The organism is Streptomyces sp. NPDC001634 (assembly GCF_040298185.1).
Classification (GTDB): domain Bacteria; phylum Actinomycetota; class Actinomycetes; order Streptomycetales; family Streptomycetaceae; genus Streptomyces.
In genome coordinates this window covers 1-18,111 of record NZ_JBEOZU010000064.1, presented here as the reverse complement: position 1 = coordinate 18,111, position 18,111 = coordinate 1, and the positions used below count along the sequence as shown (strand labels likewise).

The 18,111-nt window shown below is 70.8% G+C and carries 13 protein-coding genes; 5 read left to right on the top strand and 8 right to left on the bottom strand.

All coding sequences use genetic code 11. The features are described from left to right. Positions 1 to 49: 49 nt before the first annotated feature. Genes ABT186_RS33070 through ABT186_RS33060 form a run of 3 tightly spaced genes read right to left on the bottom strand, consistent with a single transcriptional unit; the run spans position 50 to position 2,640 of the window. Positions 50 to 1,207 (bottom strand): acetyl-CoA C-acetyltransferase, encoded by a 1,158-nt coding sequence (locus ABT186_RS33070; RefSeq protein WP_351236081.1) that lies wholly within the window; start codon positions 1,205 to 1,207, stop codon positions 50 to 52. A gap of 17 nt (positions 1,208 to 1,224) precedes the next feature. Then, positions 1,225 to 1,836 carry a TetR/AcrR family transcriptional regulator gene (locus ABT186_RS33065; RefSeq protein WP_351236083.1) on the bottom strand — a complete coding sequence of 204 codons (612 nt, stop codon included), beginning with the start codon at positions 1,834 to 1,836 and terminating at the stop codon, positions 1,225 to 1,227. Between the two features lie 15 nt (positions 1,837 to 1,851). After that, the gene (locus ABT186_RS33060) at positions 1,852 to 2,640 is read right to left on the bottom strand and encodes an SDR family oxidoreductase (RefSeq protein WP_351928214.1); all 789 of its coding nucleotides are present in this window, start codon (positions 2,638 to 2,640) and stop codon (positions 1,852 to 1,854) included. 47 nt (positions 2,641 to 2,687) lie between these two features. On the opposite strand from ABT186_RS33060, the gene ABT186_RS33055 reads away from it, so the two are divergent. Together ABT186_RS33055 and ABT186_RS33050 are read left to right on the top strand one after the other, a co-directional pair. Then, positions 2,688 to 3,827, top strand: a complete 1,140-nt coding sequence (locus ABT186_RS33055; RefSeq protein ID WP_351928212.1) for an acyl-CoA dehydrogenase family protein — start codon at positions 2,688 to 2,690, stop codon at positions 3,825 to 3,827. Then, positions 3,827 to 4,783, top strand: coding sequence for an acyl-CoA dehydrogenase family protein (locus tag ABT186_RS33050; protein WP_351234127.1), 957 nt, complete (start codon positions 3,827 to 3,829; stop codon positions 4,781 to 4,783). The genes ABT186_RS33055 and ABT186_RS33050 overlap by 1 nt, the downstream gene beginning before the upstream one ends. Here the strand turns inward: ABT186_RS33050 and qcrB are convergent. Further along, a complete protein-coding gene (gene qcrB / locus ABT186_RS33045) occupies positions 4,758 to 6,413 on the bottom strand; it encodes a cytochrome bc1 complex cytochrome b subunit (protein WP_351234128.1) in 1,656 nt (551 codons plus the stop codon). The two genes, ABT186_RS33050 and qcrB, sit on opposite strands and share 26 nt — an antisense overlap. A 72-nt stretch (positions 6,414 to 6,485) precedes the next feature. Continuing rightward, on the bottom strand, positions 6,486 to 7,205 hold the full coding sequence (locus ABT186_RS33040; protein WP_351928210.1) for a vWA domain-containing protein: 720 nt from the start codon (positions 7,203 to 7,205) through the stop codon (positions 6,486 to 6,488). Positions 7,206 to 7,524: 319 nt separating this feature from the next. Between ABT186_RS33040 and ABT186_RS33035 the strand changes: the two genes are divergently transcribed. After that, positions 7,525 to 7,761 (top strand): hypothetical protein, encoded by a 237-nt coding sequence (locus ABT186_RS33035; protein ID WP_351928208.1) that lies wholly within the window; start codon positions 7,525 to 7,527, stop codon positions 7,759 to 7,761. Between the two features lie 160 nt (positions 7,762 to 7,921). Here the strand turns inward: ABT186_RS33035 and ABT186_RS33030 are convergent, their stop codons facing one another. From ABT186_RS33030 to ABT186_RS33020, 3 genes are all read right to left on the bottom strand, one after another. Beyond that, positions 7,922 to 9,385, bottom strand: coding sequence for a glutamate synthase subunit beta (locus ABT186_RS33030; RefSeq protein WP_351928206.1), 1,464 nt, complete (start codon positions 9,383 to 9,385; stop codon positions 7,922 to 7,924). Beyond that, positions 9,378 to 13,973 (bottom strand): glutamate synthase large subunit, encoded by a 4,596-nt coding sequence (gene gltB, locus ABT186_RS33025; RefSeq protein WP_351234147.1) that lies wholly within the window; start codon positions 13,971 to 13,973, stop codon positions 9,378 to 9,380. The genes ABT186_RS33030 and gltB overlap by 8 nt, the downstream gene beginning before the upstream one ends. A gap of 368 nt (positions 13,974 to 14,341) precedes the next feature. Then, entirely contained in the window at positions 14,342 to 15,073 is a 732-nt protein-coding gene (locus tag ABT186_RS33020) for a VIT1/CCC1 transporter family protein (RefSeq protein ID WP_351234134.1), read from the bottom strand. Between the two features lie 303 nt (positions 15,074 to 15,376). Between ABT186_RS33020 and ABT186_RS33015 the strand changes: the two genes are divergently transcribed. Next, positions 15,377 to 16,489 (top strand): ADP-ribosylglycohydrolase family protein, encoded by a 1,113-nt coding sequence (locus tag ABT186_RS33015; protein WP_351928204.1) that lies wholly within the window; start codon positions 15,377 to 15,379, stop codon positions 16,487 to 16,489. Between the two features lie 690 nt (positions 16,490 to 17,179). Then, on the top strand, positions 17,180 to 18,111 hold a 932-nt coding region (locus ABT186_RS33010; protein WP_351928202.1), incomplete at its 3' end, for an ADP-ribosylglycohydrolase family protein.

Below are 18,111 nucleotides of genomic sequence, written 5' to 3'. Positions count from 1 at the left end.
ACCTTCCGGGTGTCGCCCCGCGGCGGCGGTGGGCCCCTGGCCCTGCGCCTCAGAGCCGTTCGATGATCGTCACGTTCGCCTGGCCGCCGCCCTCGCACATCGTCTGCAGGCCGAAGCGGCCGCCGGTGCGCTCCAGTTCGTGGAGCAGGGTGGTCATCAGCTTGGCGCCCGTGGCGCCCAGGGGGTGGCCGAGGGCGATGGCGCCGCCGTTGACGTTGACCTTCTCCGGGTCGGCGCCGGTCTCCTCGATCCAGGCGAGGACGACCGGGGCGAACGCCTCGTTGATCTCGACGAGGTCGATGTCGTCGATCGTGAGGCCGGTCTTCTTCAGGGCGTGCGCGGTCGCCGGGATCGGGGCCGTCAGCATGCGGATGGGGTCCTCGCCGCGCACCGTGAGGTGGTGGATGCGGGCGCGCGGGGTCAGCCCGTGCTCCCGTACCGCCCGCTCCGAGGCCAGCAGCATGGCCGCCGCGCCGTCGGAGACCTGCGAGGAGCACGCGGCGGTGACGGTACCGCCGTCCAGGACCGGTTTCAGCCCGGCCATCTTCTCCAGCGAGGTGTCCCGGCGCGGGCCCTCGTCGACCGTCACGTCCCCGTAGGCGACGGTCTCCCGGTCGAAGCGGCCCTCGTCGATCGCGTGGATCGCCCGCTGGTGCGAGCGCAGCGCGAACTCCTCCTGGTCGCGCCGCGTGATGCCCCACTTCGCGGCGATCAGCTCGGCGCCGTGGAACTGATTGACGGGCCGGTCGCCGTAGCGGGCCCGCCATCCCTCGCTGCCCGCGAACGGCCCCTGGGTGAGCCCCAGCGGTTCCGCGGCCTGGCGGGAGGCGAAGGCGATCGGGATCTGTGACATGTTCTGGACGCCGCCCGCGACGACCAGGTCCTGGGTGCCGGACAGCACGGCCTGTGCGGCGAAGTGCACGGCCTGCTGCGAGGAGCCGCACTGCCGGTCGACGGTCACGCCCGGCACCTCCTCGGGCAGCCCGGCCGCCAGCCAGCAGGTGCGGGCGATGTCCCCGGCCTGCGGCCCGACCGTGTCCAGGCAGCCGAAGACGACGTCCTCCACGGCGGCCGGGTCCACGCCGGAACGCGACACCAGGGCCCCTAGCACATGCGCGCCCAGGTCGGCCGGATGGACCCCGCTCAGCCCGCCCCGGCGCCGCCCGACGGGCGTGCGGACCGCTTCGACGATGTAGGCCTCGGTCATGGCGAACCCCCTGTGGGTCAGATACGTACGGCGATCCCGTCCAGCACCATCGACAGGTACTGCCGGGCGATCTCCTCCGGGCTGTGGTGCCCGCCGGGCCGGTACCAGGACGCGGCGACCCACACCGTGTCGCGCACGAACCGGTAGGTGAGCCGGACGTCGAGGTCGGCCCGGAAGACCCGGGCGGCGACCCCGCGCTCCAGCGTGGACAGCCACGCCTTCTCGAACTTGCGCTGCGACTCGGCGAGGAACGCGAACCGTTCCTGCGCCACGAGCTGTTTGGACTCCTTCTGGTAGATCGCGACGGCCGCACGGTGCCGGTCGATCTCCCGGAAGGACTCGGTGACCAGCGCCTCCAGGGTTTCGCGCGGGCCGAGTTCCGCGTCCAGGACGGTGTCGTAGCCGTCCCAGAGCTCGTCGAGGAACGTGCGCAGGATCTCCTCCAGCATCGACTCCTTGGAGTCGAAGTGGTAGTAGAGGCTGCCCGCGAGCATCCCGGCGTGGTCCGCGATCTTGCGTACGGTGGTGGCGTTGTAGCCCTGCTCGGCGAAGACCTCGGCGGCGGTGTCGAGGAGTTCGCGGCGACGGGCGGGGGCGGCGGTCACCTGGGGCTTCTTCTTCGTCGGCACAGATCCATTGTGGTCCTAGGCGTGCTGACTGCTGACGGCTACGACCTCGCCGGTCATGTACGAGGAGTAGCCGGACGCCAGGAACACGATCACGTTGGCCACCTCCCACGGCTCGGCGTACCGCCCGAAGGCCTCCCGCTCGGTCAGCTCCGCCAGCAGCTCGGGCGAGGTCACCTTCACCAGGTGCGGATGCATGGCGAGGCTCGGCGAGACCGCGTTGACCCGCACCCCGTACTCGGCCGCCTCGATCGCCGCGCACCGGGTCAGGGCCATCACGCCCGCCTTCGCGGCGGCGTAGTGCGCCTGTCCGGCCTGGGCGCGCCAGCCGACGACGGAGGCGTTGTTGACGATCACGCCGCCGCCCGTCTCCTTCATCGAAAGCAGGGCGGCCCGCGTACACCGGAACGTACCGTTCAGTGTCACGTCCAGCACCTTCGACCACTGCTCGTCGGTCATGTCGACGAGCAGTGAGGTCCCGCCGAGGCCCGCGTTGTTGACCACGATGTCGAGCCGGCCGTGCTCCCGCACCGCGGTGTCGAAGAGGCCGCGCACCTGCGTCTCGTCGGTCACATCGCAGGGCATGGCGGCCACGGACTCCGGGCCGAACTCCCCGGCCAGCACGGCCTCGTACTCCTTCAGCCGTCGTGCGTGCGCGTCGCTGATCAGGACGCGCGCTCCCTCCTCAAGGAACCGGCGCGCGGTCGCCCCGCCGATTCCTGCGCCGGCGGCCGCGGTGATGACGGCCGAACGCCCGCTGAGCAGCCCGTGCCCGGGTACGTAGGCCGGGCCCTCGACGTCTGTCATACCGCCACGCTAACCTACCAAACACTTGTTAGGGAAGGATGGCGACCGTGGACCTCACCCACTCCCCCGCCGACGAGGCCTTCCGCGCCGAGGCGCGGGCCTGGCTGGAGGCGCACGTACCCGCGGTTCCGCTCCCCTCCCTGGACACCGAGGAGGGATTCGCGGCGCACCGCGCCTGGGAGGCGGAACTCGCCGCGGACCGCTGGTCGGTGGTGTCCTGGCCGGCCGCTCACGGCGGACGGGACGCGGGGCTCGTACGCTGGCTGATCTTCGAGGAGGAGTACTACGCGGCAGGCGCGCCCGGCCGGGTAGGTCAGAACGGCATCAACCTGCTGGCACCGACCCTGTTCGACCATGGGACGGAGGAGCAACGGGCGCGCGTGCTCCCGCCGATGGCCTCCGGCGAGGTGATCTGGGCGCAGGCGTGGTCCGAGCCGGAGGCGGGCTCGGACCTGGCGTCACTCACCTCGAAGGCGATCCGCACCGATGGCGGCTGGCTGCTCAGGGGCCAGAAGACCTGGTCGTCGCGGGCGGCCTTCGCGGACCGCGCGTTCGGACTGTTCCGCAGCGCGCCGGACGCTCCCAAGCGCCACCAAGGGCTGACCTATCTGATGTTCGACCTGCGGGCGCCCGGTGTCACGGTGCGCCCGATCGGCCGCCTCGACGGAAAGCCCGCCTTCGCCGAGCTGTTCCTGGACGATGTCTTCGTCCCCGACGAGGACGTGATCGGTGAGCCGGGCCAGGGCTGGCGGGTCGCGATGGCGACCGCGGGCAACGAGCGCGGGCTCACCCTCCGCTCCCCCGGCCGCTTCCTCGCCGCCGCCGGCCGGCTGCTGAGACTGTGGCAGGCGCAGGGCCGCCCGGCGTCGGCGAGCGACCGGGTGGCCGACGCCCTGATCGGCGCCCGCGCCTACCAGCTCTTCACCTACGCGGGTGCCTCCCGCTACCTGGACGGCGAGCCGCCCGGTCCGGAGTCCAGCCTGAACAAGGTCTTCTGGTCCGAGTACGACATCGCGCTGCACGAGACGGCGCTCGATCTGCTCGGCGCCGAGGGCGAGTCGGCGGACACCGACTGGGCGGAGGGCTATGTCTTCTCCCTGGCGGGCCCTGTCTACGCCGGCACCAACGAGATCCAGCGCGACATCATCGCCGAGCGTCTGCTCGGCCTGCCGAAGGGCCGCCGCTGATGCGTTTTCTGCTCACCGACGAACAGCGCGCGTTCGCCCGCTCGCTGGACGCCCTGCTCACCGCCGCCGGAACACCTTCGGTCATACGGTCCTGGGGTGCGGGCGACCACAGGGCAGGGCGCGCGCTGTGGTCGCGGATCGCGGAGGCGGGCGTCTTCGCGCTGGCGGTCCCGGAGGCGTACGAGGGGGTGGGCCCGCTGCCCGTCGAGCTGGCCGTGGCCTTCGTGGAGCTGGGGCGCCATGCGGTGCCGGGCCCGGTGGTGGAGACGGTGCTCGCAGCCGCCCTGCTCTCGGGGTTGCCCGGGCCGGCCGAACGGCTGCTGCCCCAGCTGGCCTCCGGCAAGGCGCTTGCCACGGTGGGCGCGCCGTATGCGCTGGACGGCGACGCGGCCGATGTCGTCCTCGTGCTCAGGGACGGGGAGTTGTGGCTGTCCCCCGGCTGCCGTCCGGAGACACGGCCATCCCTGGATCCCGCCCGCCGGCTCGCGACCCCGCTCCCCGGCGGCGAACTCCTCTCCCCCGGCTTCCCCCCGGACGCCGTCACCTGGGCCCGTCTGGCGACGGCCGCGCAGGCCCTCGGCGTCGGTTGCGCACTCCTCGACCGAACCGTGGCGTACGTCAAGCAGCGGGTCCAGTTCGGTGTGCCCATAGGCTCGTTCCAGGCCGTCAAGCACCGCCTGGCCGATGCGAAGATCGCCCTGGAGTTCGCGCGGCCGCTGCTCTTCGGGGCTGCCCTGTCGATGAGCCCCGCGGACGTCGCCGCCGCCAAGGTCGCGGCCTGCGAGGCGGCGTACACGACCGCCCGGACGGCACTCCAGCTGCACGGCGCGATCGGCTACACCGCCGAGTACGGCCTCTCCCTCTGGCTGACCAAGGCCCGGGCGCTGCGCACGGCTTGGGGCGCGCCGGCCGAGTGCCGGGCCGCCGTCCTCAACGGTGTTCGCCCTCCCCGGTGAGAGCGCGGTGCTCCTCCACCGTCGGCTTGGGGATCCGCGCGCCGGTCCCGTACATCGCCCGGGAGAGCCGGGCACGCAGCCTGCGTCCCGGTCCGACACGGCGGGCGACGCCGTTGGCGTCCACGAGCGGCCCGATCTCGTACGGCGGTGTCTGCTCGTGCTGGGTGAGGGTGAACAGCTGCGCCTGCGGGAGAGGCTCATGGACCTCGATGTACCCGCCGTTCGGGAGCCGTTTGATGAGTCCCGTCTCCCGCCCGTGCAGCACCTTGTCGCGGTCACGGCGCTGCAGTCCCAGGCAGATGCGTTTGGTGACGACGAACGCCACGACCGGGGCGACGAAGAACCCGATCCGCACGAACCAGGTGATCGCGTTGATGGACAGATGGAAGTGGGTGGCCCACAGATCGTTGCCGCCGCCGATCAGCAGCACCCCGTACAGCGCGAGCCAGGCAGCGCCGAGGGCGGTACGCACGGGGACGTTGCGCGGCCGGTCCAGGATGTGGTGTTCGCGTCTGTCGCCGGTCACCCATGCCTCGACGAACGGGTAGAGCGCGATGGCCAGCATGATGAGCGGGAAGAGGGTGAAGGGGATGAAGACACCCAACTGCAGTGTGTGGCCCCAGGCGTTGATCTCCCATCCCGGCATCACCCGGATCAGGCCCTCGGAGAAGCCGAGGTACCAGTCGGGCTGCGCGCCCGTGGTGACCAGGTCGGGCCGGTAGGGCCCGAAGGCCCACACGGGGTTGATGGTGGCGATCCCGCCGAGCAGCGCCAGCACGCCGAAGACGAGGAAGAAGAACCCGCCGGCCTTCGCCATGTAGACGGGCAGGAACGGCATGCCGAGCACGCTCTTGTTGTCCCGGCCGGGCCCGGGGTACTGCGTGTGCTTGTGGTAGAAGACCAGGATCAGATGGGCGACGACCAGGCCCAGCATGATCCCCGGCAGCAGGAGCACATGGACCGGGAAGAGGCGCGAGATGATGGCGTGGCCGGGGAACTCGCCGCCGAAGAGGAAGAACGAGAGATACGTTCCCACGACCGGCACGGACAGGATGGCGCCCTGGGCGAAGCGGATGCCCGTGCCGGAGAGCAGGTCGTCGGGGAGCGAGTAGCCGGTCAGGCCGGTGATCAGGCCGAGCATCAACAGGGTCCAGCCGAACAGCCAGTTCAGCTCGCGGGGCTTGCGGAAGGCGCCGGTGAAGAACACCCGCATCATGTGGACGAGCATCCCGGCCACGAAGACGAGGGCCGCCCAGTGGTGGATCTGCCGGATGAGCAGCCCGCCGCGCACGTCGAAGCTGATGTGGAGGGTCGACTCGTACGCCTTCGTCATGACGATGCCGCTGAGCGGGCCGTACGAGCCGTGGTAGACGACCTCGGCCCCGCTGGGCTCGAAGAAGAGCGTGAGGTAGATGCCGGTGAGGATCAGGATGAGGAAGCTGTAGAGGCAGATCTCGCCCAGCATGAAGGACCAGTGGTCCGGGAAGACCTTGCGCATCTGGGCCTTGGCGAGGGTGTACACCCCGAGCCGTCCGTCGGCCCAGTCGGCCAGCCGTTCCCCGCCGCCCGCCCGTCCCCGTCGCGAACTCCTGCCGTCCGCTGCCTCGTTCACCGTTCGTGCGCCGTCCATGGACCGCCTCCCCCACGGTTCACCTCAGAGTGGCACGGCCGGCGGGCCGGACCAAGGGGGCGAACGGCGCGATCAGGCCACGATCCCCCGCGCCCGCGCGGCCGCCAGCCACTGCGGGAACTCGCCCACCAGACTGTCGTACAGCTCGGCGTCGGACACCTTCCGCGGATCCGGACCGGCGTGGAAGAACCCGGCGTTGTCGACGACCCGCTTGTGCGGCACCGGGAGCTCGTCGAGCCTCCGCAGGAACTCGAACTGTTTGCTGCCCGGATCCCCGAACCCTATGAACTGCCAGAACATCGGCAGCTTGGCGGCTTTGCACAGATAGCGTTCCGCGGCCGGCTTGTTGATGGGGCCGCCGTCGGTCTGGAAGACGACGAGGGCGGGGTCCACGCAACCGCTGTCGAGGTAGTGGTCGATGACGGCGTCCATCGCCAGGTGGTAGCTGGTCTTGCCCATGTGTCCGAGCCCGGCCACGATCCGGTCGATCCGCCCCTGGTGGTCGGTCAGCGAGATGTCGGTGACGGCGTCGATGTCCGTCGAGAAGAAGACGACCGGCACGCTCCCGTCGTCGTCGAGGTGCGCGGACAGCCCGAGCACCCGGTCGGCGAGCGCCTGCACGCTGCCGTCCTTGTAGTACGGCTTCATGGACCCGGAGTGGTCGACCACCAGATAGACGGCGGCCCGCTGCCCGCCCAGCCCGTGCTTGGTGAGAGACACCCCGGCGGTCTTGTACAGGCTGACCAGCGCGGGAGCGGTCTCCTCCACCTTGCGGAGGCTGATCGCGGTCATGCGTGGCTCCCTTCGGTTCCGGTACGGGAAGGCCGAGGCTACGCCACAGTAGCCCGGCCTTTCTGACTGTATGCGCGGAGGCGGCCGTCGGGCCCAGTGTGTGAGGGGGGTCCCCCGCCCGCGATCGTGGACCGGTTCGCGATGCTCGGGGCCGGTCTTCGGGGGCCGGGGGGCGGGCACTACCTGTGGGAGTACCCGTATCCCTCGGAACTGTATGCGGAGGGTGTCGTCGGCGGGCAGTGGGAGCAGCTGCTGACCGGCGCGTTCCTGCATCTGCCGCCCACCAGGGGGCGTTCGGGTCCGCCGTCTCGGCGCCGGCATGAGCACCGTCAACCGTTTCATGGCGGGCCTGCCGGTGTGGCTGCTGATCTCCGCCGGGCTCATTTCCTGGCAGGCGCACCTCGGCAGCCTGCCGGCGTGCGGAGTGGTGACATCGGCGTACGCCTGCGTACCCCGGGGCCCGCGCCGAGGCATGATCCAGGCGGCCGCCTGCCTCGGACTCCTGGTCCTGCTGGTGCTGCTCACGGTGGGCAAGGTGACGGAACTGACGGGCTGAGCGGAACGGCACATGCGGCGGCGCCTGCCCCATCGTCCGGTCGGGGACTGGTAGGCAGGCGCCGTCTACGGGGCCTGGGGGAATCCCCCGGGCGGCCCGCCCGTACACCTTTGTACGGGACGTATGTGAGTGACCGTCAGGTCACTTTCTGTCCGGTCCGTCAGACCATCAGCGCGCGGTCCGTCGGGCGGATCGGGGCCGGCAGGTCGCTGGCGCCCGTGAGGAAGCGGTCGACGCCGCGGGCCGCCGAGCGGCCCTCGGCGATCGCCCACACGATCAGGGACTGGCCGCGGCCGGCGTCGCCCGCCACGAACACACCCGGGACGTTCGTCTGGAAGGCGGCGTCGCGGGCGATGTTGCCGCGCTCGTCCAGCGCCAGGCCGAACTGCTCGACCAGACCGTTCTCCTGGTCCGTGCCGGTGAAACCCATCGCCAGCGTCACCAGCTGGGCCGGGATCTTGCGTTCCGTGCCCGGCTTCTGGGTCAGCTTGCCGTCGACGAACTCGACCTCGATGAGGTGCAGCCACTGCACATTGCCGTCCTCGTCACCCTCGAAGTGGGTCGTCGAGACGGAGTAGACGCGCTCGCCACCCTCTTCGTGGGCCGAGGTGACCTTGTAGAGCATCGGGAAGGTCGGCCAGGGCTGGGCGACCGGGTTCCGCTCGTCGCCCGGCTTCGGCATGATCTCCAGCTGCGTGACGGAGGCCGCGCCCTGGCGGTGGGCGGTGCCCACGCAGTCCGCGCCCGTGTCGCCGCCGCCGATGACCACGACGTGCTTGCCCTCGGCCGAGATCGGGGCGGTGACGTAGTCGCCCTCCTGGACCTTGTTGGCCAGCGGCAGGTACTCCATCGCCTGGTAGACGCCCTTGAGCTCGCGGCCGGGGACCGGCAGATCGCGGGCCGTGGTGGCACCGGCGGCGATGACCACGGCGTCGTACCGCTTGCGCAGGTCCGTCGCCTTGAGGTCGCGGCCGATCTCGATGCCGGTACGGAAGCGGGTGCCCTCCGCGCGCATCTGCTCGATACGGCGGTTGATGTGCCGCTTCTCCATCTTGAACTCGGGGATGCCGTAGCGGAGCAGACCGCCGATGCGGTCCGCGCGCTCGTACACCGCGACCGTGTGGCCCGCCCGCGTGAGCTGCTGGGCGGCGGCCAGGCCGGCCGGGCCCGAGCCGATGACCGCGACCGTCTTGCCCGACAGACGCTCGGGGGCCTGCGGCTTGACGTCACCGCTGTCCCACGCCTTGTCGATGATCGAAACCTCGACGTTCTTGATGGTGACCGGCGGCTGGTTGATGCCGAGCACGCACGCCGACTCGCACGGAGCGGGGCACAGACGGCCCGTGAACTCCGGGAAGTTGTTGGTGGCGTGCAGGCGCTCGGACGCCTCGGTCCAGTGCTCGCGGTAGGCGTAGTCGTTCCACTCGGGGATCAGGTTCCCCAGCGGACAGCCGTTGTGGCAGAACGGGATGCCGCAGTCCATGCACCGGCTGGCCTGCTTGCTGATGATCGGGAGCAGCGAGCCGGGAACGTAGACCTCGTTCCAGTCCTTGACGCGCTCGCCCACCGGGCGGGACTTGGCGACCTCGCGGCCGTGCGTCAGGAAGCCCTTGGGGTCAGCCATTGGTCGCCGCCTCCATCATCTTCTCGTGGGTCTCGGTCTCGGAGAGACCGGCTCGCTCGGCGGCGTCCTTGGCGGCGAGCACTGCCTTGTACGTGCTGGGGATGATCTTGCTGAAGCGGTCCACGGCGACGGACCACTCGGCAAGGAGCTTCTCGGCGACCGTGGACCCGGTCTCCTCGGCGTGGCGGCGCACCACGTCGTGCAGCCACTGCTTGTCCGCGTCGTCCAGGGCCTCGATGGCACCGAGGTTGCCCGCGTTGACGTTTTCGCGGTTCAGGTCGATGACGTACGCGATGCCGCCCGACATACCGGCCGCGAAGTTGCGGCCCGTCTCGCCGAGCACGACCGCGTGGCCGCCGGTCATGTACTCGCAGCCGTGGTCGCCCACGCCCTCCGACACCACGAGCGCACCGGAGTTGCGGACGCAGAACCGCTCACCCGTACGACCGCGCAGGAACAGCTCGCCGCCGGTCGCGCCGTACGCGATGGTGTTGCCCGCGATCGTCGAGTACTCGGCGAGGTGGTCGGCGCCCCGGTCCGGGCGGACGATGACGCGTCCACCGGACAGGCCCTTGCCGACGTAGTCGTTGGCGTCGCCCTCCAGGCGCAGCGTGACACCGCGCGGCAGGAAGGCGCCGAAGGACTGGCCCGCCGAACCCGTGAAGGTGATGTCGATCGTGTCGTCGGGCAGACCCGCGCCGCCGAACTTCTTCGTCACCTCGTGGCCGAGCATCGTGCCGACCGTGCGGTTGATGTTGCGGATCTCGACCTGGGCGCGCACCGGCTGGGCTTCGGCCTGGGAGTTCGCGGCCAGGGCGTCGGCGGCGAGCTTGATCAGCTCGTTGTCGAGCGCCTTCTCCAGGCCGTGGTCCTGGGCGACGATCCGGTGGCGCACCGCGCTCTCGGGCAGCTCGGGCACGTGGAACAGCGGCTCCAGGTCCAGGCCCTGCGCCTTCCAGTGGTCGACGGCCCGGGTGACGTCGAGCGTCTCGGCGTGGCCGACGGCCTCCTCGATGGAGCGGAAGCCCAGCTCCGCGAGCAGCTCGCGGACCTCCTCGGCGATGAACTCGAAGAAGTTCACGACGAACTCCGGCTTGCCGGAGAAGCGCTCGCGCAGCACCGGGTTCTGGGTGGCGACGCCGACCGGGCAGGTGTCCAGGTGGCAGACGCGCATCATGATGCAGCCGGAGACGACGAGCGGCGCGGTCGCGAAACCGAACTCCTCGGCGCCGAGCAGCGCGGCGATGACCACGTCACGGCCGGTCTTGAGCTGACCGTCGGTCTGCACGACGATGCGGTCGCGCAGGCCGTTGAGCAGCAGCGTCTGCTGGGTCTCGGCGAGACCCAGCTCCCAGGGACCGCCGGCGTGCTTCAGCGAGGTCAGCGGGGACGCGCCCGTACCGCCGTCGTGGCCGGAGATGAGGACGACGTCCGCGTGCGCCTTCGACACACCCGCGGCAACCGTGCCTACGCCGACCTCCGACACCAGCTTCACGTGGATACGTGCCGCGGGGTTGGCGTTCTTGAGGTCGTGGATCAGCTGGGCCAGGTCCTCGATCGAGTAGATGTCGTGGTGCGGCGGCGGGGAGATCAGGCCGACACCAGGCGTCGAGTGACGGGTCTTGGCCACCCACGGGTAGACCTTGTGGCCGGGCAGCTGGCCGCCCTCGCCGGGCTTGGCGCCCTGGGCCATCTTGATCTGGATGTCGTCCGCGTTGACCAGGTACTCGGAGGTCACGCCGAAGCGGCCGGAGGCCACCTGCTTGATCGCCGAACGGCGCGCCGGGTCGTACAGGCGCTCCGGGTCCTCGCCGCCCTCACCGGTGTTGGACTTGCCGCCCAGCTGGTTCATGGCGATGGCGAGCGTCTCGTGCGCCTCGCGGGAGATCGAGCCGTACGACATGGCGCCCGTCGAGAAGCGCTTGACGATCTCGGAGACCGGCTCGACCTCGTCGATGGAGATCGAGGGTCGGTCGGACTTGAAGCCGAACAGGCCGCGCAGCGTCATCAGGCGCTCGGACTGCTCGTTCACCCGGTCGGTGTACTTCTTGAAGATGTCGTAGCGCTTGGTGCGGGTCGAGTGCTGGAGGCGGAAGACCGTCTCCGGGTCGAACAGGTGCGGCTCGCCCTCGCGGCGCCACTGGTACTCGCCGCCGATCTCCAGCGCGCGGTGCGCGGGAGCGATGCCGGAGGCCGGGTACGCCTTGGCGTGGCGGGCGGCGACCTCCTTGGCGATGACGTCGATGCCGACGCCGCCGATCTTGGTGGCCGTGCCGTTGAAGTACTTCTCGACGAAGGCCTCGTCGAGACCGACGGCCTCGAAGACCTGGGCGCCGCGGTAGGAGGCGACGGTCGAGATGCCCATCTTGGACATGACCTTCAGGACGCCCTTGCCGAGGGCATAGATCAGGTTGCGGATGGCCTTCTCGGGCTCGATGCCCGGCAGGAACGTCCCTGCGCGGACGAGGTCCTCGACGGACTCCATCGCCAGGTACGGGTTCACGGCCGCGGCGCCGTAGCCGATGAGCAGGGCGACGTGGTGGACCTCGCGGACGTCACCGGCCTCGACGAGCAGGCCCACCTCGGTCCGCTGCTTGGTGCGGATGAGGTGGTGGTGGACGGCCGCAGTGAGCAGCAGCGACGGGATCGGGGCGTGCTCGGCGTCCGAGTGGCGGTCCGAGAGGACGATCAGGCGGGCGCCGTTGTCGATGGCGGCGTCGGCCTCGGCGCAGATCTCCGCGATACGGGCGGCGAGGGCGTCACCGCCGCCGGAGACCCGGTACAGACCGGAGAGCGTCGCGGCCTTCATGCCCGGCATGTCGCCGTCGGCGTTGATGTGGATGAGCTTGGCCAGCTCGTCGTTGTCGATCACCGGGAAGGGCAGGGTGACGCTGCGGCAGGAGGCGGCCGTCGGCTCGAGGATGTTGCCCTCAGGTCCCAGCGACGAGCGCAGGGAGGTGACCAGCTCCTCGCGGATCGCGTCCAGCGGCGGGTTGGTGACCTGGGCGAACAGCTGGGTGAAGTAGTCGAAGAGCAGACGCGGGCGCTCGCTCAGCGCGGCGATCGGCGAGTCGGTGCCCATCGAGCCGATCGGCTCGGCGCCGGTCTTGGCCATCGGCGCAAGGATGACGCGCAGCTCCTCCTCGGTGTAACCGAAGGTCTGCTGGCGGCGGGTGACCGAGGCGTGGGTGTGCACGATGTGCTCGCGCTCCGGCAGGTCGCCCAGCTCGATCTCGCCGGCCTCCAGCCACTCCGCGTAGGGCTGCTCGGCGGCGAGGGTCGCCTTGATCTCGTCGTCCTCGATGATGCGGTGCTCGGCGGTGTCGACGAGGAACATCCTGCCGGGCTGGAGACGGCCCTTGCGGACGACCTTGGAGGGCTCGATGTCGAGGACACCGACCTCGGAACCGAGGACGACGAGGCCCTCGTCGGTGACCCAGTAGCGGCCGGGGCGCAGACCGTTGCGGTCGAGCACGGCGCCGACCTGGGTGCCGTCGGTGAAGGTGACGCAGGCCGGGCCGTCCCAGGGCTCCATCATCGTGGAGTGGTACTGGTAGAAGGCGCGCCGGGCCGGGTCCATGGAGTCGTGGTTCTCCCAGGCCTCCGGGATCATCATCAGCACGGAGTGCGGCAGGGAGCGTCCGCCGAGGTGCAGGAGTTCGAGCACCTCGTCGAAGGAGGCGGAGTCGGACGCCTCGGGCGTACAGATCGGGAAGATCCGCTCCAGCTTCTCCTGCGGGCCGAAGAGGTCGGAGACCAGCTGGGACTCGCGGGCGCGCATCCAGTTGCGGTTGCCCTTGACCGTGTTGATCTCGCCGTTGTGCGCGACGAAGCGGTACGGGTGGGCGAGCGGCCAGCTCGGGAAGGTGTTCGTGGAGAAGCGCGAGTGGACGAGCGCGATGGCCGTGGCGAAGCGGCGGTCGGACAGGTCCGGGAAGAAGGGCTCCAGCTGACCGGTGGTCAGCATGCCCTTGTAGACGATCGTGCGCGCGGACAGCGACGGGAAGTAGACGCCGGCCTCGCGCTCGGCGCGCTTGCGCAGCACGAAGGCCCTGCGGTCGAGGTCGATGCCCTTCGACTCGCCGTCGGTCACGAAGACCTGACGGAAGGCGGGCATCGTCGAGCGGGCGGTGGCGCCGAGCAGTTCGGGGGCGACCGGGACCTCGCGCCAGCCGAGGACGGTCAGGCCCTCGTCCGCGGCGATCGTCTCGATCTGCGAGATGGCCTCGGCGGTGCCGTCCTCGGGCAGGAAGGCGATACCGACGGCGTACGCGCCCGCCTCGGGCAGTTCGAATCCGGCCACCTCGCGGAAGAAGGCGTCGGGAACCTGGGAGAGAATGCCCGCGCCGTCACCCGAGTCGGGCTCGGAGCCGGTGGCACCGCGGTGCTCCAGGTTGCGCAGAACCGTGAGCGCCTGCTCGACCAGCGCATGGCTCGCCTCGCCGGTGAGGGTGGCCACAAAGCCGACGCCACAGGCGTCGTGCTCGTTGCGGGGGTCGTACATACCCTGCGCAGCAGGGCGAGCATCCATGAACGACCAGTTCTGGCCATTCTTGGAGTGCTGGGACGGCTGGCGCGGCGTACGCATCGGCTCTCCCGTCGTCGTCATGTGGCATGTGCAAGTGCCGAGGGACGACGTTGGCCCTCTGCGTATGGTGGCGAAATTTCGTGCAGGTTACATGATGGAGCGGTTCTCGGGAACCGGATAGGCCGTTCCAACATGCGGACATCGCCGGGGCGTGGCGCGGGTTCCACGTACGGCGATGGAGTCAGGGGGCACATCCGGACAGATCGGTGTCCGTCGACCCGGGGTGCGGCAGGCTTCGTCGCCCACCGCGATGTGTGCGGTGCAGGCGTCATTGCCCGCGGCGCTTACGGCTCATGCCCGGTGGTTAAGCAATCGAAACCGCCGAGTAACGACTACTTATGCGGTCCCTCGCATAAGTAGCGCACTTGTCATCCTACGGCGGTACCGAACAGGCTGCCCAGGACGTACGTCACACCCGCCGCGGCACCGCCCAGGACGAGCTGGCGCAGCCCGCTGTACCACCAGGATCGCGCCGTCACCTTTGCCACGACCGCGCCGCACGCGAAGAGCCCGATGAGTGCGAGCAGCACGGCGGGCCACAGGGCGTGGGCGCCGAGCAGATACGGCAGGACCGGCAGAAGCGCGCCGAGCGCGAACGATCCGAAGCTGGAGACGGCGGCGACCAGCGGAGAGGGCAGATCGCCCGGGTCGATGCCGAGTTCTTCGCGCGCGTGTATCTCCAGGGCCTGCTCGGGGTCGCGGGAGAGCTGCCTGGCGACCTCGCGGGCGAGCGCGGGCTCGACGCCCCGCGCCTCGTACAGCGCGGCCAGCTCCTCCTGCTCGTCCTCCGGGTGCTTCCTCAACTCGCGTCGCTCGACGTCGAGTTCGGCCTCGACGAGCTCCCGCTGCGAGGCGACGGAGGTGTACTCGCCGGCGGCCATGGAGAAGGCCCCGGCGGCCAGGCCCGCGAGCCCGGTGATGATGATGGTCTGCTGACTGACGGATCCGCCCGCGACACCCGTCATCAGGGCCAGATTGGACACCAGGCCGTCCATCGCGCCGAAGACGGCCGGGCGCAGCCAGCCACCGTTCACATCGCGGTGGGTGTGGTTGTCGCGGTGCGCCTCGTGCAGCGTCGCTTCGGTGTCAATGATGGCCATGCGGGCCCCCCAGGGAAGCTTAGGCAAAACTAAGTTTGGACACGTTCTATCTTTCGACAACACAGAACCTACGCCTTGCATTTCCCTTCCGCCAGCAAGGAAAGGCTGGGCTAACCTGCACCTTTTCCTAGGGCGCTCATCCGTGATGATCACTGCACATATGTCGGACGGGTGATGCTGAGGCGTCCGAGGCTCCGGGAGGCCGCTCCGGTGGGACAGATCCGCAAAGGGGTCCGCGCCCGGAGAGGCAGAGGGTCCGTTCCCCGAGAAAAAAGGGGGGTGCCCTGAGAGGAGAGGCACCGTATGGCTTCCATCGCCTGCAGTCCCCCGGCCCCGGCGCCCGGGGACGCCGCCGGTGTCCGCGAACGGGCGCGCGGCGCGCTGCTCGGCCTCGCCGTGGGGGACGCGCTGGGCGCGCCCGCCGAGAACATGAAGCCGTCCGAGATCCGCGCTCGCTGGGGCCGCATCACGGGGTACGTCGCCGAGCCGCCCTCCGGCACGGACGACACCGAGTACGCGATCTTCTCCGGACTGCTGCTGGCCCGGCACGGCTCGGCGCTCACCGTGGCGCACGTCGAGTCGGCCTGGCACCAGTGGATCGCGGACCGCGACGAGGGGCCCTTCCGTGGGGCGGGGTTCAGCGAACGCGGCACGCTGGAGAACCTCCGGAGGGGGCTTGCGGCCCCCATCTCGGCACAGCACCGGCACGCCTGGAGCGACGGTCTCGCCATGCGGGCGGCACCCTTCGGCGTCTTCGCCGCGGGCCGCCCCGCGGAGGCGGCCCGGCTGGTGGCGATCGACGGCTCGGTGAGCCATGAAGGGGAGGGCATCTACGGCGGCCAGGCGGTCGCGGCGGGGGTCGCGGCGGCGATGGCGGGGGCACCGGTGACCGCCGTGGTGGCCTCGGCCCTCGCGGTCGTGCCGGACGACTCGTGGACGGCCCGCTCCCTGCGCCGCGCGGTCACCGTGGCCCACCGGGGCGCACGCGCGGTCCGCTCCGCGGTGGTGATCGGCGGCTACCCCTGGACGGACCTCGCACCCGAGGCGGTGGCCCTGGCCTTCGGCGCGTACGCGGCGGCGGACGGCGACTTCACCGAGTCGGTGCTCACCGCGGTCAACATGGGCCGGGACGCCGACACCACGGCGGCGGTCGCGGGCGCCCTGGCGGGTGCGACCCAAGGTGTCTCGGCGATCCCGGCCGAATGGGCCGCGGCGATCGGCCCGGCACGCGGCCGTTGCCTGCCGTCCATGGAGGGCCATCACGTACTGGACGTGGCGGAACTGCTGACGCCGGGGGACGGGGGGAAGTGGGGGGGCGGGCATCGCGGGGGTGTGGGGGGCAGGGGTTGGCGTACGCGGGTGGGGGCGCGTCGGGGGTGGCGATGCGGTAGGGGGCGGTGGTCCCCTGCGGGGTGATGTTCCGGTACGGGGTGGGGGTCCCTTTCTGGGGGACGGCCCCGTACACAGTCGTGATCCGGTACGGGGTGGTGATCCGGTGCCGGAGAGCGGTCCCGTACGGCACGGCAACCCCGCGCGCTCCGAAGATCCCGTAAGGCACAACGGTCCCGCGCGGCACGACGACCCGGTACGGCACGACCATCCCACACGGCCTCACGAGCCCACGCGGCACGACGACCCGGTACGGCACGACCATCCCGCACGGGCCGACGAGTCAGCGCGGTCCGATGATCCCGTAGGGCCCCAAGATCCCGCACACGCCGACAATCCCGTACGGCACAACGGTGCCGCGTTGTGCGGTGATCCGGCAGGGCAGGACGATCCCGTAAAAACAGGCGAGCCCGTACAGCCCCAAAATCCCGGAAGCCCCGACCATCCCGTACGGCACAACAAGCCTGCAGGGCATGACCAGCCCGGACACCTCACCAATCCCGCACGGCCCCACGAATCCGCGCCGCGCGATGGTCCGGCACGGCACGACCATCCCGTAAGGACAGGCGAGCCCGTACAGCCCCAAGATCCCGGAAGCCCCGACCATCCCGTACGGCACAACAGACCCCCACGGCGTGACGCGTGGGCGCCGCGCGGGCCGGCGGGCTATGCCGAGGCGGCGTACGTGGACGTGGTGGACGAGGGCGAGGTGGAGTCGTGACCTCGGAGGCGGGCGCCCGTCGTGTCGAAGGACTCCTGCTCGGGCTCGCCGCGGGCGATGCCGCCGGGTGGCCCGCCGCCCGGCACCGGGCCGCCCGGATGCCCGAGTGGACCCGGCGGCTGACCCGGGAGCTGGACACCTTCGCCGAGCAGAACGCGACCACCACCCTGCCCGTGCCGATCGCCCTCAACCAGCCGCCGGAGCCGCTGCGGCTCGGGCCGTCGGACGACGCCGAGTGGGCGGCGTTCGCGGCGGAGGCCGTGCTGCGCGCCGGGGACGACAGTGCGCTCGGCGACCTCGACCGGCAGCGCAGGATGCGCGCGGCCATCGACCTGTCCTGGAACGCGGTGGCCGCCGAGGTCGCCGCCGCGGCCGACCGTGCCCCCGAGGTCGAGTCGGCGGTGCTGCCGTTGCGCGCCCGCATCTCCGTACGCGCGGGTCTCGGCAACCTCGCCACCGGTCTGCGCCCGCCCGCCACCGGTCACGACAACCCGCACTACTTCGACGACGCGGCCTGCGTACGGGCCTGCGTCCTTGCCGTGGCACATCCGGGCGATCCCCGACTCGCCGCGGAACTGGCCGAGTTCGACGCCCGCTACACCCAGGACGGCGACGGGGTGCACGGCGCCCGCGCCATGGCCGCGGCCGTGTCACTCGCGCTGACCGGGGCGGCGGTCGACGCATGCGTGACGGCCGCGCTGGCCGAGCTTCCCGAGTCCACCGAGATCGGCCGCAACGCCCGGCACGCGCTCAAACTGGCGCACGACGGCGACGGGGCCTTCGGCGTCGTGCCCCTGCTGGAGCACCAGATCGTCGACCACGTCTACAGCTACGGCATCGCGGCCGCCGAAACCGTCCCGGTCGCGCTCGCCCTGGCGACTGCGGCCCGCGGCCGGATCGCGGAGGCCGTGCCCGCCGCCGCCTGTCT